Genomic DNA, 25,018 nt, shown 5'->3' on the forward strand with positions numbered 1-25,018 from the left:
GAAATGGCGTCTCTGCGATCGTCGAGGCGCGTTGCAGCACGTTGTCGCGCGCGCGACGTAATACGAATGAAAGACCAGCACGCTCACTGCAAAGACAGCCGGGCCGCACCCGCGGTATCCGCAAACGGGACTCAGAAAAATGACTGCAAAAGCCGAACGACGGGTGTTCTTCAGCATCGCCAGGGTGCTGTGCCAGATTCTGCTGGGCGGCGCGCTTGCGGCCATCGCGGCGCTCGGCATCAGCCTCGTCGCGGGCAAGGCCGCGTTCCCCTCGGGCAATGCGGCGCCCGTGTCCGTCGCGACGGTGCTGGCGGCCGTACCGGGCACGCAATCGGCCAATGACGACTTCTTCAACGCGCAGGACTCGGGCATCGATGTCCCCAACGCGATGGGCATTCCCATTCCGAAGCCGTTGAACACCGTGCTGACGAGCGACACGAGCAGCCAGTCCATTCTGAACGGCTGGCTGGGCGACATTCCGGTGCAAGGCCGACGCACTTTCGTCGACGGCCTCGCTGCGGTGGTCGCGGCGGCGAACCAGCACGCGGCAGCGTGGGAATGGGACAACCGGCAACACTATGTGGCGGCGGCGATGAGCGAGTACGCGCGACTCACGATCGAACGGATCGCAGCCATGGCCGACGCCCGCAAGCAGGCCGCCGAAAAGCTGGAAACGTATCGCGAGGCGTTCGGCACGCTGCTCGGCGTTGCGGCCACGCTCACACTGCTGCTGACTGTCCTCGCCATCGAGCGCAACACGCGCGCGGCGATGATCGAGCGGGCGCGCGAGTAGCGGACGCGGGGGGCCGGCCTGCGGGGCACGGCGCGGCAAGGCGTGTGGCGACGCGGACGCGGACACGGGCGCGTGCGGCAGGACACGCGCCAGGACGTACCCGCGCCCCCACGGTCCTCAGGCCCCGCCCCATTGCATGGTGAGACCGCCGTCGATGGTCCAGGTCTGACCCGTCACGTAGTCGCCGTCGTCGCTGGCGAGAAAGAGCGCCACGCGTGCGATTTCCTCGGGCTGCCCCGCGCGATGCCACGGAATCACGGAGAACGACTGATCGCGCTGCTGCGGGTCTTGCAGACGGGCGGCCGTCATGGGCGTTTCGATCAGGCCCGGCGCGATGTTGTTGACGTTGATGCGGTCGGGCGCGACTTCGCGCGAGAGGCTGCGCGTGAGCGAGCCGACGCCCGCCTTCGCCATGCCGTAGGGCACGCTGCCCGGCGTCGGCAAATGCTGCGCCACCGACGACACGTTGACGATGCGTCCGCCGCCACCTGAGCCGCCTGCGCCGCCCGCGCTCTCGCGCCGATGCCGCACGAACGCGCGGCAGCAGTAGAGCGGCCCCAGCAGGTCGGTCTTGAGCACGGCCTCGACTTCGGCGTCGTCGAGGTCGGCCACGTTCGCCTGGCTCGCACCCACGCCCGCGTTGTTGACGAGCACGTCGAGGCCGCCGAAGGTCGCGCACGCCTGCTCGAAAAAACGCGTGACCGACGCCGGGTTACCCACGTCGCCCTGCATCACGAGCGCGCGGCGGCCCGCCTGCTGCACGAGCCGCTGCGTGGCCTCGGCGCCCGCGCGGTCGGTGTGATAGACGATAGCGACGTCGGCGCCCTCATGCGCGAACAGGGCGGCGATGGCCTGCCCGATGCCGGAGTCCGCTCCGGTGACGAGAACGCGTTTTCCCTGCAGCTTCATTACCTGCTCCTTGCCTGTCGTGAACGATGCGGTTACCGCAGGCGGGGAGCGAGCAAGCCGCGAGCCTGGCGAGCGCGAATCGCCGAACGGCCGCGTCGCTCACATGTGTCCGTATCCCGTATCGCTGCGCACCTTGCCGCGAAACACCCAGTACGACCAGCACACGTAGAGCATCAGCACGGGCAGCAGGAACGCCGTGCCGATCAGCAGGAATTCGTGCGACATGGGCGCGGCCGCGGCGTCGTGCCAGGTAACGGAAGGCGGCACCACGTAAGGCCACAGGCTGATGACGAGCCCCGTGAACGAGAGAAAGAAAAGCCCGATGGAACAGAGGAACGGCAACACGTCGCGGCGCGCGCGCAAGGCCCAGACGAGCAGCACGGCGAGCACGACCGTGAGCGCCGGCACAGGCGAAAAGAACAACAGGTTCGGCCATGAGAACCAGCGCGCGGCGATACGCGGATCGGTAAGCGGCGTCCACACGCTCACCACGACGATGAACGCGAACACGCCCACTACCGCGCGGCTCGCCATGCGCCGCGCCCAGTCCTGCAACGCGCCTTCGGTCTTCAGCACGAGCCACGTCGCGCCCAGCAGCACGTAGCCCGCAATGAGACCCACGCCCGTCATGAGCGGAAACGGCGCGATCCAGTCCCAGCTCGTGCCCGCGTACTGGCCGTTCACGGCGGGAAAGCCGTGCACGAACATGCCGGCCACCACGCCTTGCGCGAAGGTGGCCACGAGCGATCCATACGCGAACGCGCCGTTCCACGCGTGCTTGTGCGAGCCCGGAATGTCGCGGAACTCGAAGGCGACGCCGCGAAACAGCAGCCCCAGCAACATCGCGGCCACGGGAAAGTAGACCGCGGGCACGACGATGGCGAAGGCCACCGGAAACGCCGCGAGCAGCGCCGTGCCGCCCAGCACGAGCCACGTCTCGTTGAAGTCCCACACGGGCGCGACGGACCCCACCATGAGGTCGCGGTGCGCTTCGTCGCGGCGCAAAAGCAGCAGCATGCCCACGCCCAGATCGAAGCCGTCGAGCAGCACGTACATCAGCACGCCCAGTGCGAGAATGCCGGCCCACAGCGGGACGAGATCGAGTTGCTGCATGGTGAGGCTCTCCGTTTGGCTTCAGCGCTTTCGTCGTGGCGGGCGCGCTAACCGTCGCGCCGTGTATTGGCGTCCACGGGCAGCGGCGGCACGGCGGGCGCGTCCGATACCGCCGAGAGCGGTCGCGCCGCGCGACGACCGGGGCCTGGGCCGGCGGCTTCTTCGTGCGCGCCGTCCGCGGGCACCTCGCTCGGTCCGATATGCACGAGCCGGCGCAGCAGAATGAAGCCCGAGCCGAAGATCACGATGTAGCCGATCACATAGGCCGCCAGCGACAGCGCCACGTTCGACGTGGTGAGCGAAGGCGAAACGGAATCGGCCGTGCGCATGAGTCCGTAGACGGTCCACGGCTGGCGGCCCGCTTCGGTCGTGGTCCAGCCGGCGAGCACGGCGATGAAGCCCGCGGGCATGGCGAGGCGGCATGCGGCCAGCCAGCCGCGCCGCGTGTAGAGACGCCTGCCGCGCCAGAGCATGAGTCCGCGCACCACGACGGCGAGCATGATCACGGCGATCAGCACCATGAGATGGAACGCGAAGAACACGATGGGCACCACGGGCCGGTCTTCGCGCGGCCAATCCTTGAGGCCGTGCACGAGGCCGTTGAAGCTGTGCGTGAGGTAGAGGCTGCCCAGCTTCGGAATGGCCACTTCGAAGTGGTTGGTTTCCTCGTCGTCGTCGGGAATCGCGAAGAGCGTGGCGCGCACGCCGCGGCCCGTGTCCCACAGGCCTTCCATGGCCGCGAGCTTGGCGGGCTGGTACTTGAGCGTGTTGAGGCCGTGCGCGTCGCCCAGCACCACCTGCACGGGCACCATGATGGCGAGAAAGAAGAGCGCCATCTTCACCATGACGCGGCTCTCTTCCTGAGCACGGCCCTTGAGCAGATAGTGCGCGCCGACGCCCAGCACCACGAACGCGGTGGTCACCAGAAACGCCGTGACGGTATGCGCGAGCCGGAACGGAAACGACGGATTGAAGATGATGTCGAGCATGCTGCGCGGGTAGAAGCGGCCATCGATGATCGTGTAGCCCGAGGGCGTCTGCATCCAGCTGTTCGCGGCGAGAATCCAGAACGACGACAGCAGCGTGCCGAGCGCAACGAAGATGGCGGACATCACATGCGCCCAGCGCGGCACGAGCTTGCGGCCGAACAGCAGCACGCCCAGAAACGCGGACTCCAGAAAGAACGCGACAAGCACTTCGTAGGCCATGAGCGAGCCGATGGTGTTCGCGGTGGCGGAGACGAAGCGGCTCCAGTTGGTGCCGAACTGGAACGGCATGACGATGCCCGAGACCACGCCCATGCCGAACGAGACCGCGAAGATGCGCAGCCAGAACGCCGAGAGCCGCCGGTAGACGTCGCGGCCCGTGGCCCACCAGAGCACCTCGAGCGTCGCGATGTAGCACGACAGGCCCACGGTGAAGGCCGGCAGCAGAATGTGCAGCGCGATGACCCACGCGAACTGGAAGCGCGAAAGCAGAAGGGCCGTGACGTGCATGGGCGTTCCAGATTTCGAGGTGGGAAGAATGTGAGGCGGCGAGGCAAAGCAGCGAGGTGAACCGGCGTTGGGCTCGCGCCGCAAGCGCGGTGCCTGCGCGAGTGCAGGCGGCCCGTAAGCGGGCCGGTCGTATGCGCGAGAGCGTCGCTCGACGGGTGGCGCGAAGTGCCGCCGTGCCGATGTAAAAGTGTCGGGGCACCTTGCAATAAGTGTTGTGGCCCTGGCGCCTGACGTCTGCATATCGTCGGCGTGCGAGTCGCGACGCATATGTCCCGGCACAGGGTTCGTCGCGTTTGCTCTATGCGCTCTGTATGCCCTCTGTATGCGCCCTCTTCCGCCTCGCGACGTCGCGCTGTTGCGTACTTCGCCACGCTCTTCGCCATGCACTTCGCTGTGCCGTCCATTGGCGAGCGGCACATGAGTTGCGTCGGGCTCCCCAGCGCTGATCACACCGGGAGCCCGCGATGGGACACAACCGGGGAGACAACTCCCAAGGCATCCAGCCCGGCCGTCGCCGGTTCGTCCGCATCGCCACGCTCGCCGCGCCTGCCACGGCCGTCGCCGCCGCAGCAGGCGGCGCCGCGCTGCTCGACCCGGCGCGCACGGCGTCGGGGGCGGGCGAAGCCGGCTACCGTCCGCAGTACTTCAACGCCGACGAGTGGCCCACGCTCAACGCGCTCGTGGACCGCCTCATTCCCGCCGACGACGCCGGCCCCGGCGCCCTCGAAGCGGGCGTGCCGGAGTTCATCGACCGCCAGATGGACCTGCCCTACGGGCACGGCGAACTCTGGTACATGAACGGCCCCTTCCATGCCGACGCTGCGCCGCAGTTCGGCTACCAGCTTTCGCTCGTGCCGCGCGAACTCTATCGCCATGCGCTGCGCGGCCTCGACGACGCCATGCGCCGCGACCACGGCAAGCACTTCAGCGACCTCGCCGCCAACGACAAGGACGCCGTTCTCCATCAACTGGAAGACGGCAAGCTCGAGATGGGCGAGGTGCCCGCAGCCACCTTCTTCGGGCAACTGCTCGCCAACACCTACGAAGGCTACTTCTGCGACCCCGTGCACGGCGGCAATCGCGGCATGCGCGCGTGGCAGATGATCGGCTTTCCCGGCGCCCGCGCGGACTACATGGACTGGGTGCGCCAGTACGGCGCCCATTACCCGCTGCCGCCCATCTCGCGCGGCTAGCGCACGGCGTGCGTCAGGACCGTACGTGCCCCGCGCCCGCGAGGCAACCCGCCTGCACCGTTTCATCACAGGAGTACCCATGGCAGACAAGGCAGATAAAACAATGAAGCCCGTCGACGTGGCGATCGTGGGCTTCGGCTGGACCGGCGCAATCATGGCGAAAGAACTCACGGCGGCGGGGCTCACGGTGGTCGCGCTGGAGCGCGGCAACTATCGCGACACCTACCCCGACGGCGCCTATCCGAAGACCATCGACGAGCTCACGTATCTGCAACGCTGGAAGCTCTTTCAGAACATGTCGAAGTCGTCGTTCACGTTTCGCCACCGCGTGGGCGACACGGCGCTGCCCTATCGCCAGATCGGCGCGTTCAAGCCCGGCGAGGGTGTGGGCGGCGCGGGCCTGCACTGGTCCGGGCAACAGTGGCGCGCGCTGCCCGAGGAACTGCGCATTCGCAGCCATTACGAGGAACGCTACGGCAAGCGCTTCATTCCCGACGACATGACGATTCAGGACTGGGGCGTCACCTACGAAGAACTCGAGCCGCACTACGACTTCGTCGAAAAGATGATGGGCACCTCGGGCCGCGCGTATCGCGTGCGCGGCCAGATCGTGGGCGACGGCAATCCGTTCGAAGCGGACCGCGCGTCCGACTATCCGCTGCCGCCGCAGGCCGACCACTACACGGCGCATCTGTTCAAGCTCGCCGCGGCGCAGGTGGGGCTGCATCCGTTTTCGGAGCCGTCGGCCAACACGTCGATGCCCTATACGAATCCGTACGGCTGCCAGATGGGACCGTGCACGTTCTGCGGCTACTGCTCGGGCTACGCCTGCTACAACTACTCGAAGGCGTCGCCCAACGTGAACATCCTGCCCGCGCTGCGCCAGGAGCCGCGCTTCGAACTGCGCTCGCGCTGCTTCGTCACACGCATCGATCTGGACGACACGAAGCGCCGCGCCACCGGCGTCATCTACGTGGACGAGAACGGCAACACCGTGCGCCAGCCCGCGAACATCGTCATTGCAAGCACGTTCGCCTACAACAACGCGCGGCTCTTTCTGCTCTCGGGCATCGGCACGCCCTACGACCCCGTGGCCGGCAAGGGCGTGGTGGGACGCAACATCGCGTACCAGACCATGTCGACGGTGCAGATGTTCTTCGACGCGGGCAAGAACACCAACATGTTCATCGGCGCGGGCGGCAACGGCGTGGCCGTGGACGACTACAACGGCGACCACTTCGACCACGGCCCCGCGCACTTCGTGGGCGGCGCGCCCGTGTGGTGCAACCCGGCGGGCGCGAAGCCCATCTCGGGCATTCCCACGCCGCACGGCACGCCGCGCTGGGGGCTCGAATGGAAGCACGCGGTGAAGGCGAACTACCTGAACTTCGCTTCGTTCGACGTGCACGGCACGAACATGGTCTATCGCGACGTCTACGTCGATCTCGATCCGACCTATCGCGACCACTTCGGCCTGCCGCTGTTGCGCTTCACGTTCGACTGGAAAGACAACGACATCCGCATGAGCCGCTACATCACGGACAGGATGCTCGACGTGGCGCGCGCCATGAATCCGAAGTCCATCAACGTGAGCGTGAAGAACTTCGGCGACCGGTTCGATCTGCGGCCCTACCAGACCACGCACTGGGCCGGCGGCGTGGCCATGGGCATGGACCGCGAGACGAGCGTGCTGAACCGCTATCTGCAAAGCTGGGACGTGCCCAACGTCTTCGCGGTGGGCTCCGGCGTGTTTCCGGTCGGCCTCGGCTACAACCCCACGGGCACGGCGTGCGCGCTGGCGTACTGGTGCGCGAAGGCGATTCGCGAACAGTACCTCGCCAACCCGCGTGCGCTCGTCTGAGCACGGTCCGAGCACGAGGAGGTCAACAGCATGAGGTCTTCGTCTTGCGGAAACACAGCGGCCACGGCAGGTCGGGCTGCATACGTTCCGGCTCTTGCCCATCGCGCGGGTGGCGTTCGCGGCTGGTTGCGCAGCGTGCGCCACATGGTGGCCGCGCCGCTGGTGATGTCGTGTCTTCTGCCCGTGGGGCTCGCCGTGATGCCGTCGGCAGTACGCGCCGATTCCGCTTCGCTGCCGCCCACGGGCGAGGCGCAGGTGGCGCCGGGGTCGGCTTCGTCGAGCGGGCCGGGCCAATCCGCCGTGGATCGCGCCACGCGCGCCCAACAGCCGCCCGCGTCCGCGGCGACGGGCGAGGCGCTCGAAGGGCGCAGCGCGTCGTCCGCCGAAGCGGGCGGGCCGCGCGCGCCCGACGCGAATCTCGCCGCGGCCGCGAGCCACGGCGAGGCGCCCTCGCCGCTCGTGGCGCGCGGCGCCTACCTGGCGCGTGCCGGGGACTGCGTGGCCTGCCACACCGCGAAGAACGGCGCGCCGTTCGCGGGCGGCCTGCCCATCGGCTCGCCGCTCGGCACCATCTACTCGACCAACATCACGCCGGACCGGCGCACCGGCATCGGCACCTGGAGCTTCGACGACTTCGCGCGCCTCATGCGGCACGGCGAGGTGAAGGCGGGCTACGTGGTGTATCCCGCGATGCCCTACCCGTCCTACGCGCGCCTCACCGACGACGACCTCCACGCGCTCTACGCCTACTTCATGACGGCCGTGCCGCCCGTCTCGCAGCCGAACCGGCAGAACGGCATTGCCTGGCCGCTTTCCATGCGCTGGCCGCTCAAGCTCTGGCGCGCGCTCTTCGCGCCGAAGCCGCAGCCGTTCGTGCCGCCCGCGGGCATGTCCGCGGAAACGGCGCGCGGCGCCTATCTGGTCACGGGGCTCGGGCATTGCGGCAGCTGCCACACGCCGCGCAGCTTCACGTTGCAGGAAAAGGCGCTCACCAACCAGGACGGGCCCGTGTACCTCTCGGGCGGCGGCGCCATCGACGGATGGATCGCCCCCTCGCTGCGCAACGAGCACGGCGGCGGGCTCGCGAACTGGTCCGCCGACGAACTCGTGCAGTTCCTCAAGACCGGCAAGACAGCGCGCACGGCCGCGTTCGGCGCGATGAACGACGTGATCGTGGATTCGATGCAGTACATGAACGACGCGGACCTGCACGCCATCGCGGCCTATCTGAAGTCGCTCGGGCCGTACGACGGCAAGGCGCCCGCCTTCGCCTACGACGCGCACCTCGCGAAGGCGCTCTACGAGGGGCAGGCCGCGAGCCCCGGCGCGCGCCTCTACCTGGACCGCTGCGCCGCGTGCCACAGCTCGAACGGCAAGGGCTACGGCAAGGCGTTCCCGGCGCTGGCGGGCAATCCGATCCTGCAGACGTCCAACCCCACGTCCGCGATTCATATCGTGCTGTCGGGTGGCGCGCAGCCGGGCACGCGCGCGGCGCCTTCCGCCCTGACGATGGCGCCGTATGCCTCGCTGCTCGACGACGCGCAGGTGGCCGAGGTGGTTTCGTTCATCCAGACGAGCTGGGGCAATCGCGGCGGGCCGGCGACTGCCGAACAGGTGGCGCGCATGCGCAAGAACGCGGAGCCTGTGGAGCCCACGGGCTTTCCGGCGCCGATGCAGCGCGAGCTGCGCCGCGCGGACCCGGGGCAAGGATCGGGCTCGTATTCGAGCGGCGTGGGCGCGGGCGAGTGAGGGGCTGGGGTGCTTCGGTGGGAGGTGGGAGTGATGAAGCGCGAGAGGAGCGCGAGAGAAGTGCGAAACGCGGGTGATGCAAGGCGGCCCGCGCTTCGATGTGCCTTCGATTTGCCTCGATGGGTGTTGTTCGCGTTACAGCGGACGCGGCCGGTCGCCCGCCGCGTCGGGTCGGTCGAGTTCGTCGGGCCATGGCTTCGAGCCGGGGTCGCGCGCCTGCGTCTCGCGCGGATCGCGTGGCGCGACCTTGTCGGCGGCTTCGTCGGGAACGCGATCGATCTCGCCGCCGCCCGGCGCGTGCCCCGGCGGAGAGAGCGCGTCGCGCACCGGCGTCTTCGGCTCTGTGTCGGGTCGCGGAGGCTGGTCGGTGGTATGGGGCTCGGGGGATGTCTTGTGAGCGGCGCGCGGAAGGTCGGCGGGTTGCTTCGGTGAAGTCATCGGGTTCTCCTCGTGAGGGGCAACGGTTGCTGTGCTGCACTGGGGGCAGCAAGCGTCATTCCGCCCACCTTCCGCGCAGGGCGCGTTGCACATGCGCCATTCGCGTGACGTGCGGCACGAAGCTTGCGCTTGTGCCTGTTACGTCGCCGAGCGCCGCCGCTCGCGCTTCACCGCTTTGCTTCGTGGCTTTGCTTCATGGCCTCTCTTCATGGCTTCGCTTCATCGCGTCGCCCCACCGCTTCGTCTCGACACATTGCCGCGCCGCGATGCCGCGAACGACACGCCCCACGCCCACCAGGAACACCCATGCCCGACACCCGCACCATCGACATCTTCCGCTACGACCCCGACCGCGATAGCCAGCCGCACATGCAGCGCTACGAGGTGGCGTTGCAGCCCACGGACCGCATGCTGCTCGACGTGCTGGGCCGTATCAAGTCGATGGACGAAACGTTCGCGTATCGCCGCTCGTGCCGCGAAGGCATCTGCGGTTCGGACGCGATGAACATCAACGGCAAGAACGGTCTTGCCTGCCTCACGAACATGGGCCAGATGCCTGCGCACATCACGCTGCGTCCGCTGCCGGGCCTGCCCGTGATTCGCGACCTCATCGTGGACATGACGCAGTTCTTCAACCAGTACCACTCGATACGCCCCTACCTCGTGAACGACCATCCGCCGCCCGAACGCGAGCGTCTGCAGTCGCCCGAGGAGCGCGATCAGCTCGACGGCCTCTACGAGTGCATTCTGTGCGCGTGCTGCTCCACGGCGTGCCCGACGTTCTGGTGGAACCCGGACAAGTTCGTCGGGCCCGCCGGACTGCTACAGGCTTACCGCTTCATCGTGGACTCACGCGACGAAGCCACGGCCGAACGGCTCGACAATCTCGAAGACCCGTATCGGCTGTTCCGCTGCCGCACCATCATGAATTGCGTGGACGTGTGCCCGAAGGGACTCAACCCGGCGTCGGCCATCGGTCATATTCGTTCGATGCTCGCGCGGCGCACGGTGTGAGCGGCGCGCGTGCCGCACGAAATGTAACCACGACGGTATCATTTCAAGCGCGAGCCGCCGCGCGCGGGGGCGGCGGGCTCATCGCGTTCATGCACCGTCGCGTCGAGGGCTTCAACGCGGCGACTCGAGCACCTTATCCGGCGTGATGGGCAGATCGCGCACGCGCCGGCCCGTGGCGTGATAGACGGCGTTCGCAATGGCCGCCGCCACGCCCACCACGCCGATCTCGCCCACGCCCTTCGCGCCCAGCGGATTCACCACGTCGTCGTGCTCGTCCACGAACAGCACGTCGATCTCACCGACGTCGCGGTTCACCGGCATGTGGTACTCCGCGAGGTTGTGGTTCATCACGCGGCCGAGGCTGTGATCGAACTGCGCGTGCTCGTGCAGCGCCATGCCGATGCCCCACACCACGCCGCCCGCCACCTGGTTCGCCGCCGTCTTCGGGTTGACGATGCGACCCGCGCCCACGGCGCTCACCACGCGGCTCACGCGTATCTCGCCCAACGCTTCGTCCACGCGCACCTCGGCGAAGACGGCGGAGAACGTGCCCATCGAAAACTGCTTCTGGCGCGCGTCGGGCGAGACCGTCACCTGCTCGTCGAGTTCGCGCAGACGCGCGCTGTGCAGCAGGTCGGCGAGTGCGATGCTCGCTGCGGTGTCTTCGTCGCTGTTGTGTTCGCTGTCTTCTTCCATTCGTTGCAGCCGCACGCGGCCGTCGCGAATCTTCATCGTCGCGGCGAGCGTTTCCGTATCGAGATTCGCGAACGCCACACCGCCGTGCGTCTGCAGGATTTCCGCGAGCCGCGAGCGCAGCTGCACACAAGCGGCATGCACGGCGCTGCCCACCGACGACACCGTCCACGAGCCGCCTTCCAGCGGCGCCATCGGCAGCGATGAATCGCCCAGCACGAAGGTGATGTCGTCGAGCGGAATGTCGAGCACGTCGGCCGCGATCTGCGTCATCGCCGTGTAGGTGCCGGTGCCGATGTCGGCCGTGGCCGACGAGACGCGCAGACGCCCGCTCGCATCCAGCACGGCGCGCGCGCTGGCCTCGGTCTGCATCGCGTCCCAGGCGCCCGTCGCCATGCCCCAGCCGACGAGTTCGCGGCCCTCGCGCATCGAACGCGGTTCGGCACTGCGCGCGCCCCAGCCGAAACGCTCCGCGCCCTGCGCATAGCATTCGAGCAGCGCGTTGCTCGAAAACGGCAGGTCCTTGTTGGCGTCGCGCTGCGCGTAGTTGAGGATGCGCAACTCGAGCGGGTCCATGCCGAGCGTCACGGCCAGTTCGTCCATTGCGCATTCCAGCGGGAAGACGCCTTGCGCGGCGCCGGGCGCGCGCATGTCGCAGGGCGTGTAGACGTCGAGCTTCGCCACCTTGTGACCGAGCTGCACGTTGGGCGCGTCGTAGATCTGGCCCGCCCAGTTCACCGTAACGTCGGCGTAGTCCTCGAACTGCGAGGTCTCGGACACGGCTTCGTGAATGATCGCCGCGAGCCGGCCGTCGCGGCGCGCGCCGAGCGCGACGTGCTGCACGGTGGCGGGACGGTGGCCGAACGTGAACATCTGCTGGCGCGTGAGCGTGACGCGCACGGGGCGCTTCAGTTCGCGCGCGGCCATCATCGCGAGCGGCAGATGGTATTGCGGCCGCAGCCCCGAGCCGAACGCGCCGCCCACGAATTGCGATACGACGCGCACCTGCCCCGGCGCAAAACCGAACACGCGCGTGAGGTACTGCTGCGTGTTCATCACGCCCTGCGTTTTCTCGTAGACGGTGTACGTGCCGTCGCTTGCGGGCACCACGGTGCAGCCGTGCATCTCCATAGGCTGATGGAATTCGACGGGCGTGGAGTAGAACGCGTCCACGCGCGCATGCGCCTTCGCGAGCGCGGCATAGGCCTTGCCGCGCGGCGGCGGAGGCGGATCGAAGCCGCCCTTTTCGGTGGAGGGCGGATACGCGGTGTGCAGCACTTCGCCAAGCGCGGTCTGATGCGGCGTGGGCTCGTAACGAATGCGCAGCAGCGAGGCCGCATGGCGCGCGAGTTCGAGCGACGTCGCGATCACCAGCGCCACGGGCTGCCCGCTGTACCAGACGCGGTCGTCGTAGAGCGGGCGGAACGGCATGCCGCCGGGCGCGACCTTGTCTTTCCAGGCGCGGTCGAGCGGCGCGAGGTCGGGCCGGTTTTCGTGCGTGAGCACGAGCAGCACGCCGGGCGTGGCGAGCGCAGCGGAAGCGTCGATGGAGACGATGCGGCCCGTCGCAATCGCGCTGTTCACGATGAAGCCGTAGACGAGGTCGTGGGCGGCGATGTTCGCGGTGGGGTGCGTGGCGTTGCGCGTGGTGGGGTGCGCGCCGTCGTCCGCCATGTAGTCCGCCGCATAGCGCGCCGTGCCCGTCACCTTGGCCACGCCGTCGACGCGCGGCAGCGCGGTGCCGATGCCCACACGCGCGCTGGCCTGACCGGAAGAAGAAAGTGGCGTGGTGCTCATCCGCGGTACTCCTTCGGCGCAAGCGCCTGTTCGAATGCGCGCACGATGGCGCGCGTGGCCAGTTCGATCTTGAACGCGTTGCCGCGGCGGCCCTGCGCGTCGCGCACCAGGGCCGCCGCGAGTTCGCCGAACGCAGGACGCGCGGGACGCCGGCCCACCAGCGCGCGCTCGGCCTCGCGATCACGCCAGGGCTTGTGCGCGACGCCGCCCAGCGCACAGCGCACGTCGCGAATCAGGCCGTCGCGGTCCAGTTCGACGCCCACTGCGACAGCGACGAGCGCGAACGCGAACGACTGCCGGTCGCGCACCTTCACGTAGGCGTGATGCCCGGCGAAGCCCTGCTCGGGCAGCACGATCGCGGTCACGAGTTCGTCGTGGCGCAACGTCGTGTCGAGATGCGGCGTGTCGCCCGGCAAGCGGTGGAAGTCGGCGAACGGAACGGAGCGCGCGCCGTCCGGCCCTTGCACGACGACTTCGGCGTCGAGTGCGGCGAGCGCCACGCACATGTCCGAAGGATGCGTGGCGATGCAATGCTCGCTTGCGCCGAGAATGGCGTGCATGCGGTTCACGCCGTCGAGCGCGGCGCAGCCCGTGCCCGGCGCGCGCTTGTTGCAGCGCGTGGTGGTGTCGTAGAAATAGAGGCAGCGCGTGCGTTGCAGCAGGTTGCCGCCCACGGTCGCGACGTTGCGGATCTGCGCCGACGCCCCCGCGAGAATGGCCTTGGAGAGCAGCGGGTAGCGCGCCTCGACGCGCGCGTCGTAGGCGAGCGCGCTGTTCGTCACGAGCGCGCCGACGCGCAGGCCGCCTGCGGGCGTGGCTTCGATTTCGCGCAACGGCAGCCGCGTGATGTCGATGACGCGCGCGGGTCGCGCCACGTGTTCCCGCAACAGATCCACGAGATTGGTGCCGCCCGCGATGAACTGATGGGCGGGACCGGCGCCGCGCAGGTCGAGCGCGTGCGTGACGTCGGCGGCACGGGCGTAGGAGAAACGATTCATCGGGATTCCTCCTCGCCGCCCTGAGGGGGCGTTTGCGCCGAGCCCGCACGTACGGCCTCGATGGCGTTCACGATGTTCACGTACGCACCGCAGCGGCACAGGTTGCCGCTCATCAATTCGCGCACGTCGTCGCGCGAATGGGCGTGGCCTTCGGCAAGCAGGCCCGCGGCGGAACAGATCTGCCCCGGCGTGCAGTAGCCGCACTGGAACGCGTCGTGCTCGATGAACGCGCGCTGAAGCGGATGCAGCGTGTCGCCTTCGGCCAGTCCTTCGATGGTGGTGAGCGCGGCGCCGTCGTAGACCGCCGCGAGGGCGAGGCACGCGTTCATGCGCACGCCGTCGGCGAGCACCGTGCAGGCGCCGCACTGCCCGTGATCGCAGCCCTTCTTGGTGCCCGTGAGATGCAGCCGTTCGCGCAGCAGGTCGAGCAGCGTGATCCACGGCTCCACTTCGAGTTCGTACCGCTTGCCGTTCACCGTGAGCTGGATGGGAACGGTGGCGGGCGGCGTGTGCGCCTTGCGATCTTTGGACGGATGCGGGACGTCGAGCGCGGCGCCGTGTTCGGGTTCGGTCACGTGGGGCATGGCGGGTCTCTTCCGGAGAATGGCTCGGAAAGGACGACGCGCAAGGGACGTGCCTGGGGGCTTGATGGAGAGGCTTAGTTGAGGGGCGTGGGGACGGTAGCGGCGCGAGGTAGTAGCGCCCGAGCGTAGTCAGGTGCGGTGATCGACGATGGGGTCGATTTCGGCGGCGGTGAGACCGAAGGCCGCCATGCGGCGGCGATGCTCCGCCGAACCGAGGTACGCACGCAGCGCGCGGTTAAAGGCGTCGCGCAATGCGGCGTTGCCCTTCCTGAACGAAAACGCGCCCATCGGCATGGGGCAGCCGGCGGACGTGCCGGCCTCATGAGCGCTTGGGGTTACAGCGACCGCCTCCACTCGCTGCAACCCGACGCGCTGTGCCACCACGCGGTTGCCGAGTGCCGTGCTCGCATAGGCGTCCACGTGGCCGGCGAGCAGCGCCTCGATGGCCTCGCCCTGTGCGTCGAAGAGCACGATCTGGTCGTCGTGGACGCCGCCGCTTTTTGCCGCCTGGTGCTGCACCTGCCCCGTGATGACGGCAAGCCGCGCGTCGCGGCGCGCGGCGACGGCGCCGTAGCCCGTCAACGACATCGGATTGCCGACACGCACGAGCAACCCGTCGCCGATAGCCCAGACGGGCAGACTGAAATCGACCTGGCTCATGCGTTCGGGCGTGACGAAAAGCGGGACGTTCAGATCCCACCGACCGGCCGCGACGCCGGGCAGCAGTTCCGCGAACGTGGTGAGGCACGGCGTGATCTGCGTCACGCCCAGGGTGCGCAACACGACGGTGGCAAGGTCGATATCGGCGCCGGTTGCCGAACCGTCGGTCGCTGTCCAGCCGAACGGCGGCTCTTCGATGTACGCAAGCGTGATCTTCATTTCGGCACCTTCAACTGGACCCCTTTGCTGATTGGCCTACCGCACGTCCCTCGCCGCCTGCCACATATCCCGCGAACCGATGCTTGCGTGCCAGGCCTCGAATTTAGACCGCCATTGCTCGAACGGCTCGCCGAGCGGATGGCGTGGGTCGCCGCTCAACGAATACGCCATGCCTTCGATCAACCATCGCGGCTGCGTCGCCACGGCGAGGTTGCCGAGCGACTCCGCCTGGCGATAGTGGATCAGTTCATGCGCGACGTAGAACGGTGTCCAGCCGCGCGGCGCCACGATCATCCCCAGGTTGCCGACCGCCATGGCGGCGCGTCGGCCCATTCCGAAGGCATCGGCGCAGCTCGACGTCGTGCAGAACACGATGCGTGGCGTGCCGCGGAATGGCCCGACCGCCGCGCCTGCCCTCGCATACCCCTCGCGATAAAGCCCCTGCGCGTCCGCGAGCGCGGCGACGTTGTCGGTGCAAATACTGGCGCTCACGCATTGCACACCGGGGACCCACGCAGGCACCGCCACGCGCAGCGGCTTGATGAATGCGAACGCCGCCACGGGCAGGCAGACGAGTACCGCCCCGGCCATCCACCCCACACGCTTCATGTTCACGTCCCCTCCTTCGCCGTCACGCGCGCCGCGCGCTGCCCGGCAGCGTCGAATATCTTGCGCAGTTGGTGCCGTTCCTCGTCGCTGAGCCATTCAACGGCGGCCGGCATGCCCAGCACGAGTTGCAGCGTGAGGTCGCCGCGTTTGCCGTGGCGGTCCGCGAGGCCCTGCCCGCGCAACCGGATCGTGCTGCCCGGCTGCGCGTTCGGCGCAATGGCGACTTGCAGCGGGTGGCCCAGCACGTGGGTCTCGAAAGAGCCGCCCAGCGTCGCGGTGACGAAATCGACCTCGATCTCGCAGGCGAGATTCAGCCCGTCACGGCGGAACGCGGAATCGCAGACGATGGCCACGGAAAAGATCGCATCGCCTGGCGCGCCGCCGTTCACGCCCGGCTGCCCACCGCCTTCCACGACGAGCCGCTGTCCGTCCCACGCGCCCGCGGGCACCGGCACGGCCTGCGATTTGCGTTCGCTGCGCACGCCCGTGCCGGCGCATGCGGCACACAACCGGCCAGCAAGCGGACGCCCCGTTCCCGCACACGCGGCGCAACGCATGCCGTGAGGCGTCAGGCCACGGCCATCGCAGGCGGCACAGGCGAAAGTCGATGCATGCGAACGACGCGACTGACCGCATTCGCGGCACGCGGCGTTCACGGGATAGGTCGCTTCGACGGCCCCGCCGTGAATCGCCGCTTCGAGCGGCACGAAAAGTTCGACGAGGCAGTTCGCACCGCGCATGGGCGGTCCGCTGCGGAATTCACGCGCGGCGGTGTGCGCGGAAGTTTCCTTGCTGCTGTCTTTACTACCGTCCCGGCCGCTGTCTTTGTGGTCTTCCCTGGCGCTGCCTGGGCCTGGGTGTCTGCCGGGGTCTCTGCCCGCGTCTTTTCCCGGATCCTTGCTCCAGCCTTTGCCGGCTTTTGCGGCGGGCGCCTTGGCAGGCGCCGGCGAAACCGGCGCCTCGCGCTTGCCCATCAGGATTTCGAACGCTTCCTGCACGCGCTTGAACACCGGCTCGACCGTCGACTCCCGCCCCTTGTTGCGGTCCGGGTGGTACTTCGCCCGCAGCCGCCGGTATGCGCGTTTGATGTCCGCTTGCGACGCCGTGCCCGGCAGCTCGAGCCGCCTGTAGTATTCGTCGAGGCTCACGCGTTTTCCCCGTCTGATTTTTCTGGAAGCGCAAGTCTATCAAGACGGGGACGCGCCGGCGGTACCGGCCCTACTGCCCCGCCGCCACACCGGGCTGCACGCGCCGCGCCGCCGCCGAGGGCATCATGAGCAGCGCGAGCGCGAGCGAAATCAGGCACCCTGTCACGACCTCCTCCACGCGCAGGCGCGCGAGCGGCACGATCTCGAATCCGAGCGATCCATAGACGAGCCCCACCAGCACCGTGATGAAGAACACGCCCCGCGCGTAGGCGTGGAAGATGTAATAGGCCCAGCCGAACACGGACAGCACCATGGCCGCCGCGAGCACGCCTGGCGTGTGGCGGAACGCCGTCACGACGAGCGCGCTCACGAGCGCGCCGGCAAACGTTCCCGCAAGGCGCTGCATCGCGCGGTTGATGGTGTGCTCGCGCGACGTGGTGCCGAGGAACACCACGAACGTGCTAATGACCGCCCACATCCAGCGCTCTTCCGACAATCCGCTGCCGACCAGCATGGCCACCGCCGCCGCAAGGGTCGCGGGTATGGCGGGCAGCCACGCGAGCGCGCGGACCCGATGCACGAGCGCGACGAGAACGGTCTGCTCGCGTTTGCGCAGCCCTTGCAGAAAACGGCTGCCACGCCGCGCCGAACGATTGAAGCGCGCGGCCGTGCGCCACGCGTCGCGCGTCAGACCCCGCACGGTCGGCCACACGGACCACGCGCGGCGCCGCTGCACCGGAATGAGGACGCGCGAAACGAACGTCACGACGACGGGCGCGCACGCCGAGACGGCCAGCATCGCGACGACCATCGCGTGCGCGGGATGCAGATACAGCCCGAGATAAAACGCGACCAGCGCGAGCATGGCGCAACCGATGGCGCGTGGCCCGCTGCGCTGGCACAGCATGCCCGCGAACACCACGAACAGGAGGCCGGCGCCGCGCATGGCCGGTTGGGCGGCCACCGCGGCGGCCCCGGCAAAACACGCGCAGGCCGTGGCATAAAGCCAGCCGAGCGAGATCATCCAGCCCGAGAGCCGCGCGTCGCGCAGAAACAGCGGCGCGATCATCGCGAACAGCACGCCGAGCGCGGCGACGGTCACGGATAGATGGTGGTGAAGCGCCCATGCCGACGCGAGTGCAGCGCTCAAGAAGGTGGCAAGCGCCGAGCGTGCGGCGTTGCGAAGACGCAGCAGACCGGGATCGGCAATCACCGCCCGACGGTGCAGGTCTTGAAGCACGCGCGAGTAGCGCGCGCGAATCGAATCAGCGACGGCAATGATCATGTCGACGACGTTCATGCGAATCGGCTGCCCGGCTTGTGGCCGCGCGCCGATGGCCGGGACGACGCCCGGCGGTGAGTCGGCGCCGACGCGCGCTTCAGCCGGGATCTCCGGCTTCACGCGCATTCGGCGAACGGGGAAACCATGCCGCGCCGCGCACGCATCCGGGTAAGGACGCTCGCGCGGCAAGAGGGAGGACAGGGTTTTCCCGGATGATAACCGGACAAAATTGCGCGCAACGAGCGCGGCGCGCGTCGGCCCGTCTTGGCGCGTCTGGGTGATGATGGATGCGCGAGTCAGCGCGGCTGGAACGCGATCAGGGCCATTCCGGCCAGCGCCAGGGCGACACCGGACCAATCCCAGGCCGTGGGCCGCACGCCCTCCACAGCCCAGAGCCAGACGAGCGCCACGGACACGTACACGCCGCCATAGGCCGCATAGACCCGGCCCGCGGCGGCGGGATGCAGCGTGAGCAGCCAGGCAAAGAGCGCCAGCGAAAGCGCAGCCGGCGCGAGCAGCCAGACGCTACGGCTTTCGCGCAGCCACAGATAAGGCAGGTAGCAGCCGACGATTTCGGCCGCCGCAGTCGCAACGTAGAGAAGGAAAGTTTTCATCCGGCAATCGGGTGGCGAAGCGATGGCCGTCGACGACCCGCATCGGGTCCGCGCGACAGCCCTCCACCAGGCCTTGTCTGTCGCGTCGTCGGCGTCGCTATGGCGCGAACGGAAAGTGCGCCGATGATACTGCGACCTGCGACGGGCCGGCGCCGCCGTTCGTCCCCCTATCAGCCGGTGACTTCGGCCTGCTGCGCCGACGCTCGCAGCGACGCCTCACCCAACCCGAACCCCAGTCGATCACTGAGATACGCGCTGAAGTCGGCTTGCACCTCGGGGTGGCGCAACGCGAACTCGACGGTCGCCTTCAGATAACCGAGCTTGCTGCCGCAGTCGAAGCGCGTGCCGTGGTACTTGTAGGCCAGCACCTGTTCGTCGGCCAGCAGCGACTGGATCGCATCCGTGAGCTGCAGTTCGCCGCCCGCGCCCGGCTTCAGCGCGCGCAGATGTTCGAAGATGCGCGGCTTCAACACGTAGCGGCCCACTACGCCCAGGTTCGACGGCGCCACGTCGGGAGCCGGCTTTTCCACGATGCCCGACATCTTGATGATCGAGTCTTCCCACTCCTTGCCGTCCACGATGCCGTACGACTTCGTGTCCTCGGGCGGAATCTCTTCCACGCCGATCACCGAGCTGTGATAGTGGTCGAACACCTCGATCATCTGCTGCATGACGGGCGGCGTGCCGTAGAGCAGATCGTCCGCGAGGATCACGGCGAACGGGTTGTCGCCCACGAGCTTCTCGGCGCACATCACTGCGTGGCCGAGACCCAGCGCCTCGGGCTGACGCACGTAGAAGCAGTCGACGTGGCTCGGTTTGATGCTGCGCACGAGTTCGAGCAGCTTGTCCTTGCCGCGCGCCTCGAGTTCGGCCTCGATCTCGTAGGACTTGTCGAAGTGGTCTTCGATGGCGCGCTTGCTGCGGCCCGTCACGAAGATCATTTCCGTGATGCCGGCGGCCATGGCCTCTTCCACCGCGTACTGGATCAGTGGCTTGTCCACGATGGGCAGCATTTCCTTCGGGCTCGCCTTCGTGGCCGGCAGAAAGCGCGTGCCGAGACCGGCCACGGGGAATACCGCCTTGGTTACTTTGAGCATGTGAACTCCGCAGTGAGGTGAATGCGCGAGGAAGCGGCGGAAGGCTTGAACGACGCAGCTTCGGAATCGGAATCGGGATCGGGATCGGGCCGCGTCGCCAATTGAACGCCGATTGAATGCCACTCAGGCGTCGACGCCGAGCGCCGCACGCAAGCCGGCGCCGAACGAATCGACCAGCAGGTCCTGCGCGTGACGCTCCAGCGTGTCGCGCAGCAGCGCCATTTCCTTGCCGGAAAACAGACGCAGCGCGTCGGCGCTCGCCACGAGCTGACGCGCGGCCTCATGATCGAACGCCGCACCGAAGCCGTTCAGGCGCGCCTGTTGCGCTTCGGACAACGGCGTGTGTTCGCAGAGTCCATCGGCGCCCTGGCTGTCCGCGGCGCCGATCAACGAGGTGAGCATGACGTCCGCGGCCGCGAGCAACTGCACGTCGCGCGCGACATCGTCCGACGCAGCCGCCGAGCCCGTGTGGCTCACGCGCGGGCCAAAACGTTCGACGAGGCGCCGCAGCTTCGGCCGGTCGAGCGCGCGAACCTTGCCATGCAGCGCGAGGTGCACGCCCGGCACCTCGGCAAGCCGCTCGGCCGCGCCCAGCCACGACGCCGGGTCGCCGCCCGCCGCAGGGTCGAGCGCCGCCGCCATCACCAGCATGGCCGGCGCGAACTTGAAGCGCTCACGTGAACGCCTGCGCTGCGCGGTCGCGAAATGGCCATGCCACGGGTCGGGCAGCACCACGACCTCGCGTTGACCGATGCGATGCCCGCGCAAGGCGTCGTCGAATGCGATCAACGTGGCGTCGGCCGCGTTCAGCGACGCCACGGCTTGCCGCCCTAACGCGCTCTTTCCCGACGCCTTCAGTTGCCGCGCAATCAGATCTTCCGTATTCGGCATCGACACCGAAACGCGCGAGCGGGCGAATCGCTGCTTGAGCGTAGAAGCATGGGCGGAAAATGCATCGAGATAATCGTCGGCGCCGAGGAAAATCAGTTGTGCATCCTGATCCGCATTCACCATTTCCGCGCAGGCATTCAGGAGCGCGTCCATCCGAACGGCATCCAGCCGCCCCATGGTGGCCCCGCCGAAGTCCACGGGCGCCTGCACGATATGCACCTGCTGCCATGCGGACATATCGAGCCGGGTCAACTCCGTGCTCGCGAAATCCATACGCGTAATGATGAAAATCGGGTACATTGAACGTTTGCGGATGGCTGATATCGCACTGGCAAGCACTTCCAGGCGAAAGCCGCGCGCCACCGGCTCGATGATCAATATGGGTGTAGTCACGCCGCAAGACGCTCTCATTGTCGTATGCGCGCAACCCGATACCGGTTGTCACAGGGCAGTCATGCCGCTATATGCATCTCTTTCCGGATACCGAATCACGCAATCAAATTGCATTACGCACTATTTCTGTCTGCATACGATAAGCCAGCTGCATTGGCATATTCCGACAAAGGCTTGTCTTTTGCCCCCGTCGCGAACCATGTTGCGCGAAAGAATTTGCAACAAATTCCGTCGCGCCAAATGCCGCAAGCCACTCCCTAAACCAGTATGACGCGGGCATATACGCCGCGCGCCGGATGACCGTTCGCAGGACCCCGGCGTATGCGGCCAGCCCGCGTCCGCCGTGCCTGCCGTTGTGCCGAGGCGCCACCGTGCGCGTGGCGGAGCGAGCGGCCACACACCATGCGGCGATTCGCGCCGCATTTATGCGCAATGAGGAAAAAGCAAACGTTTCAACTGGAAGACTATTGCCGATCCGGCATAGCCACAAGCGCGATATGTCCGTCAATTCGACATTAATAATTCGCTTATCTAACCGTGGACGATATCCGACAAATTATTGGCGAATTCGGCCAGCAAATTACGTTTGAGATAAACGCCAGGTAGCATCGAGCGACCAATTAATCCGCCTCAATGCCAGTCGGAGTGGACCACCTATCTTTCGGGGAAGTCAGATGGAGTGCATTGTCAACGTCCAGGTCAATCGTGCAGCACCGGCGAGCGTTATGCCTGAAACGCGCATCACAAAACGCATTGGTATCGCGTTATTCAACGGCTTTGCCCTTCCTGGTGCCGCCACAATCGTGGAAGTCTTCCAGGCTGCGAACGACTTCACCAGTTCGCAGCGCGGCGGCACGCGCTACGAGGTGTGCCTGCTCTCGGCATCGGGCGGCCGTATCGCAAGCTCGTCGTCCGTGTTCGTCTGGACCGAGAGCGTGGACGCGCATCGCCTTACCGATCCGTTCCATACGCTCTTCATCGTGGGCGGCGTGGGGGTGAGTCATGCGCTGCGCGACGAGCGTCTCATCACATGGCTGCGTCGCGCCTATCCGCGCAGCGAATCCATCGTGCCTATCGGCGAGGGCCGGCTGCTGCTCGAGGCCGCGGGCATCGCGCAGACGGCGGGCAACGATTCGCACGGCGAGCGCATGGGCGAGCTCACGCGTAATGCGCCCGGCAACCGCATCCTGTCCGAGTGCGTGAATCCGTTGCGCAGGGCACTCGCGGTGGTGCAGGAAGACCACGGCGCCGACGTTGCGCGGCAGATCGGCAACTGGGTGGCGCCGCCCGCCGAAACGCAGTTCACGGCGATCGTGCGCAAGAACGCTTCGATCTGCATCAGCGAACAGATTCAGGCTTCGGCACGCTGGATCGAGGCGAACGGCGACCGCCAGGTCTCCATCGACGACGCCGCTCAGGTGGCCGCCATGAGCGAGCGCAACTTCCTGCGGCGCTTCAAGATGGAAATGGGCGTGACGCCGTCCGAATACCTGCTCTACGTGCGCCTCGACATGAGTTGCCGTCTGCTTGCCGAAACGAATCTGCCCGTCGACAAGATCGCGCGGCGCTGCGGCATCGGCAGCGGCGGACGCCTCTCGAAGCTGTTCCGCAAACATCTCGGCTCGACACCCACCGAATATCGCGCGACAAGAAGGCCTGCGGTGAAGGCCATGTAGCTGCGCCGCGGACATTGCGCCGCTTCTATGACGTGAAGCGCCACGTGAGCGCGCCGCCGGCGCTGCATCGCGTGGACCACATGGATCACGTCATGCCGATAGCGCATCCATCGATGTAACGCGTGAGGTTTGGCCCCGTTTGCGCCCGCCTGTTGTATCGGCGGGTTCTTTTTTTGAGGCGCTTGATAGAGGCATCTGCAACGGGTCGCGCGACACGAGTGCATGACACGAGTGCATGACACGAGCGCATAGGCGCGCCAGGCCAGGCAACCTGGAACGAACGATCGAACGTTGGATGGGGGACTAACGAGGAAGGCGGAACGCGCGGAACCAGCGGGAACGGGAGGGACGGCCGGCGCGTGCACGCCCCGGCCGCTCAGCGAGATTCAATACGCGTTCCGATGCGTGAATCCCTTCGCGATGGTCGCGAAGACGATGCGCATGTCGAGCGCAAACGACCAGTTGCGCAGGTAGTAGAGATCGTGCTCGACGCGGCCTTGCATCTTCTCGAGCTGGTCGGTCTCGCCGCGGTAACCGTTCACCTGTGCCCAGCCCGTGATGCCCGGCTTGATGCGATAGCGATGGATGTAGCCGTCCACGATTTTCCGGTACAACTCGTCATGCTCGATCGCATGCGGACGCGGTCCCACCACCGACATATCGCCCAGCAGCACGTTGAAGAACTGCGGCAACTCGTCGAGGCTCGTGCGCCTCAGAAAAGCGCCCACACGCGTGATGCGGGCGTCGTTGCGCGTGGCCTGTCGAACCACGCCCGGCTCCTCGCGATGCACGCGCATGGAGCGGAATTTGTAGATGCGAAAGGCGCGTCCGTCCGCGCCCTTGCGGTACTGCGTGAAGAGCACCGGCCCCGGCGAAGAGAGCTTCACGGCGACGGCGATCGCGATCAGCAGCGGAGAAAGCACGAGCAGTGCGACCGCGGCGAAGCAACGATCGAACAGCTCCTTCTTCAGCTTTGCGTGCAGCGGCAGCGGCGAGGCCATCAGGTTGATGGCCGGCACACCGATCAGGTCGATCATGCTGCTGTCGAACAGCGTCATGTCGCTCACGTCCGGAATGAAGCGGATATTCACGAGGTCGTCGCGAAACTCGTTCACGACGCGCGCGATCGTGCGTTCCTCGGAAAGCGGCAGGGCGAGCCACACTTCCTGCACGCGCTCGGCCCGTACGTATTGCACAAACGCGTCGAGGTCCGCGAAGGCGGGCAATGTGGCGTGCCCGGCGGCGTTGCCGGCATCGCGCAGATCGAAGCGCGCGCAGGCACGAAACCCGCTCGCGGACGACGCCTCGATATTGCGCAACACCTGGTCCGAACGGCCACCGAACCCGACGACTGCCACGCGCCGCAGGTTCAGGCCCGCGTTGCGCAAACGCGCAAGCACGAGGTGCGAGGCCACCCGCGACGCGACCAACGCCACGCCTGTCATGACGGTCCAATACGCAAACCATAGACGCGAAATCAGCACGGTCTGGTGCAGAACGAACATGAGCGCAACGCCGCAGGCCTGCACGACGAGCCACGCGAGCAAAAGCTGGCCGGCATGGTGCAGCATCGAACGGCCGCGCCACGATTCATAGATGTCGAAGGCCGGCAGCACGGCGAGCGCAAACGCCGCGGCAAAGGCGATGAACGCGGCAGGAGAATGCGTGTCTGCGAGTTCTTCGAAGCGGATGTGCGACGCGAGCGCGCCGCCGCCCACGATCAGCGCGACATCCACTGCCCGCGCGAACACTCCCTGAAATCCGGCCATGTCTGCTTTCTCCGTTGCGAGG

21 protein-coding genes are annotated in these 25,018 nt (G+C 67.3%); 6 read left to right on the forward strand and 15 right to left on the reverse strand.

The annotated features are described in order from the left end of the window. The first annotated feature begins 139 nt into the window (after nucleotides 1-139). On the forward strand, nucleotides 140-793 hold the full coding sequence (locus tag U0042_RS13035; RefSeq protein WP_157977821.1) for a hypothetical protein: 654 nt from the start codon (nucleotides 140-142) through the stop codon (nucleotides 791-793). Between the two features lie 117 nt (nucleotides 794-910). On the opposite strand, the gene U0042_RS13040 is transcribed toward U0042_RS13035, so the two are convergent. The 3 genes from U0042_RS13040 to U0042_RS13050 all read right to left on the reverse strand — a co-directional run bounded on the left by U0042_RS13040 (nucleotide 911) and on the right by U0042_RS13050 (nucleotide 4,311). Beyond that, on the reverse strand, nucleotides 911-1,702 hold the full coding sequence (locus U0042_RS13040; RefSeq protein ID WP_114811127.1) for an SDR family NAD(P)-dependent oxidoreductase: 792 nt from the start codon (nucleotides 1,700-1,702) through the stop codon (nucleotides 911-913). Nucleotides 1,703-1,801: 99 nt separating this feature from the next. Next, nucleotides 1,802-2,815 carry a cytochrome d ubiquinol oxidase subunit II gene (gene cydB, locus U0042_RS13045; RefSeq protein ID WP_114811128.1) on the reverse strand — a complete coding sequence of 338 codons (1,014 nt, stop codon included), beginning with the start codon at nucleotides 2,813-2,815 and terminating at the stop codon, nucleotides 1,802-1,804. 47 nt (nucleotides 2,816-2,862) lie between these two features. Beyond that, nucleotides 2,863-4,311 (reverse strand): cytochrome ubiquinol oxidase subunit I, encoded by a 1,449-nt coding sequence (locus U0042_RS13050; RefSeq protein ID WP_114811129.1) that lies wholly within the window; start codon nucleotides 4,309-4,311, stop codon nucleotides 2,863-2,865. Nucleotides 4,312-4,775: 464 nt separating this feature from the next. Between U0042_RS13050 and U0042_RS13055 the strand changes: the two genes are divergently transcribed. The 3 genes from U0042_RS13055 to U0042_RS13065 all read left to right on the forward strand — a co-directional run bounded on the left by U0042_RS13055 (nucleotide 4,776) and on the right by U0042_RS13065 (nucleotide 9,114). Further along, nucleotides 4,776-5,504, forward strand: a complete 729-nt coding sequence (locus tag U0042_RS13055) for a gluconate 2-dehydrogenase subunit 3 family protein (RefSeq protein ID WP_114811130.1) — start codon at nucleotides 4,776-4,778, stop codon at nucleotides 5,502-5,504. Nucleotides 5,505-5,583: 79 nt separating this feature from the next. Then, nucleotides 5,584-7,365 carry a GMC family oxidoreductase gene (locus tag U0042_RS13060; RefSeq protein WP_232833383.1) on the forward strand — a complete coding sequence of 594 codons (1,782 nt, stop codon included), beginning with the start codon at nucleotides 5,584-5,586 and terminating at the stop codon, nucleotides 7,363-7,365. A 144-nt stretch (nucleotides 7,366-7,509) separates the two neighbouring features. Continuing rightward, nucleotides 7,510-9,114, forward strand: a complete 1,605-nt coding sequence (locus tag U0042_RS13065; RefSeq protein WP_232833384.1) for a c-type cytochrome — start codon at nucleotides 7,510-7,512, stop codon at nucleotides 9,112-9,114. A 135-nt stretch (nucleotides 9,115-9,249) separates the two neighbouring features. Here the strand turns inward: U0042_RS13065 and U0042_RS13070 are convergent, their stop codons facing one another. Next, on the reverse strand, nucleotides 9,250-9,552 hold the full coding sequence (locus U0042_RS13070) for a hypothetical protein (protein ID WP_114811132.1): 303 nt from the start codon (nucleotides 9,550-9,552) through the stop codon (nucleotides 9,250-9,252). Nucleotides 9,553-9,858: 306 nt separating this feature from the next. On the opposite strand from U0042_RS13070, the gene U0042_RS13075 reads away from it, so the two are divergent. Then, nucleotides 9,859-10,566 (forward strand): succinate dehydrogenase/fumarate reductase iron-sulfur subunit, encoded by a 708-nt coding sequence (locus U0042_RS13075; protein WP_114811133.1) that lies wholly within the window; start codon nucleotides 9,859-9,861, stop codon nucleotides 10,564-10,566. Between the two features lie 111 nt (nucleotides 10,567-10,677). Here the strand turns inward: U0042_RS13075 and U0042_RS13080 are convergent, their stop codons facing one another. The 10 genes from U0042_RS13080 to U0042_RS13125 form a co-directional block, all read right to left on the reverse strand. Further along, nucleotides 10,678-13,056, reverse strand: a complete 2,379-nt coding sequence (locus U0042_RS13080) for a xanthine dehydrogenase family protein molybdopterin-binding subunit (RefSeq protein WP_114811134.1) — start codon at nucleotides 13,054-13,056, stop codon at nucleotides 10,678-10,680. After that, the gene (locus U0042_RS13085; protein WP_114811135.1) at nucleotides 13,053-14,054 is read right to left on the reverse strand and encodes an FAD binding domain-containing protein; all 1,002 of its coding nucleotides are present in this window, start codon (nucleotides 14,052-14,054) and stop codon (nucleotides 13,053-13,055) included. The genes U0042_RS13080 and U0042_RS13085 overlap by 4 nt, the downstream gene beginning before the upstream one ends. Further along, on the reverse strand, nucleotides 14,051-14,638 hold the full coding sequence (locus tag U0042_RS13090) for a (2Fe-2S)-binding protein (RefSeq protein WP_114811136.1): 588 nt from the start codon (nucleotides 14,636-14,638) through the stop codon (nucleotides 14,051-14,053). Before U0042_RS13090 ends, U0042_RS13085 begins: the two co-directional genes overlap by 4 nt. Nucleotides 14,639-14,767: 129 nt before the next feature. Then, nucleotides 14,768-15,517, reverse strand: a complete 750-nt coding sequence (locus tag U0042_RS13095) for a transporter substrate-binding domain-containing protein (RefSeq protein ID WP_114811137.1) — start codon at nucleotides 15,515-15,517, stop codon at nucleotides 14,768-14,770. Nucleotides 15,518-15,553: 36 nt separating this feature from the next. After that, the gene (locus tag U0042_RS13100) at nucleotides 15,554-16,126 is read right to left on the reverse strand and encodes a hypothetical protein (protein ID WP_114811138.1); all 573 of its coding nucleotides are present in this window, start codon (nucleotides 16,124-16,126) and stop codon (nucleotides 15,554-15,556) included. A 2-nt stretch (nucleotides 16,127-16,128) separates the two neighbouring features. Further along, nucleotides 16,129-17,274: a DnaJ C-terminal domain-containing protein gene (locus U0042_RS13105; RefSeq protein WP_114811139.1), complete on the reverse strand. Its 1,146-nt coding sequence runs from the start codon at nucleotides 17,272-17,274 to the stop codon at nucleotides 16,129-16,131. Between the two features lie 70 nt (nucleotides 17,275-17,344). Then, a complete protein-coding gene (locus U0042_RS13110; RefSeq protein ID WP_232833385.1) occupies nucleotides 17,345-18,574 on the reverse strand; it encodes an FUSC family protein in 1,230 nt (409 codons plus the stop codon). Between the two features lie 278 nt (nucleotides 18,575-18,852). Next, nucleotides 18,853-19,170: a YnfA family protein gene (locus tag U0042_RS13115; protein WP_114811141.1), complete on the reverse strand. Its 318-nt coding sequence runs from the start codon at nucleotides 19,168-19,170 to the stop codon at nucleotides 18,853-18,855. A 170-nt stretch (nucleotides 19,171-19,340) separates the two neighbouring features. Then, nucleotides 19,341-20,267 carry a UTP--glucose-1-phosphate uridylyltransferase GalU gene (gene galU, locus U0042_RS13120; RefSeq protein ID WP_114811142.1) on the reverse strand — a complete coding sequence of 309 codons (927 nt, stop codon included), beginning with the start codon at nucleotides 20,265-20,267 and terminating at the stop codon, nucleotides 19,341-19,343. Nucleotides 20,268-20,390: 123 nt separating this feature from the next. After that, nucleotides 20,391-21,458 (reverse strand): hypothetical protein, encoded by a 1,068-nt coding sequence (locus U0042_RS13125; RefSeq protein ID WP_327205057.1) that lies wholly within the window; start codon nucleotides 21,456-21,458, stop codon nucleotides 20,391-20,393. A gap of 767 nt (nucleotides 21,459-22,225) precedes the next feature. Here U0042_RS13125 and U0042_RS13130 point away from each other — a divergent pair. Next, nucleotides 22,226-23,227, forward strand: coding sequence for a GlxA family transcriptional regulator (locus U0042_RS13130; RefSeq protein WP_114811144.1), 1,002 nt, complete (start codon nucleotides 22,226-22,228; stop codon nucleotides 23,225-23,227). Between the two features lie 386 nt (nucleotides 23,228-23,613). Here the strand turns inward: U0042_RS13130 and U0042_RS13135 are convergent, their stop codons facing one another. Then, the gene (locus U0042_RS13135) at nucleotides 23,614-24,996 is read right to left on the reverse strand and encodes an undecaprenyl-phosphate glucose phosphotransferase (RefSeq protein ID WP_114811145.1); all 1,383 of its coding nucleotides are present in this window, start codon (nucleotides 24,994-24,996) and stop codon (nucleotides 23,614-23,616) included. Nucleotides 24,997-25,018: the final 22 nt, after the last annotated feature.

The organism is Paraburkholderia kururiensis (assembly GCF_034424375.1).
GTDB lineage: Bacteria > Pseudomonadota > Gammaproteobacteria > Burkholderiales > Burkholderiaceae > Paraburkholderia > Paraburkholderia kururiensis_A.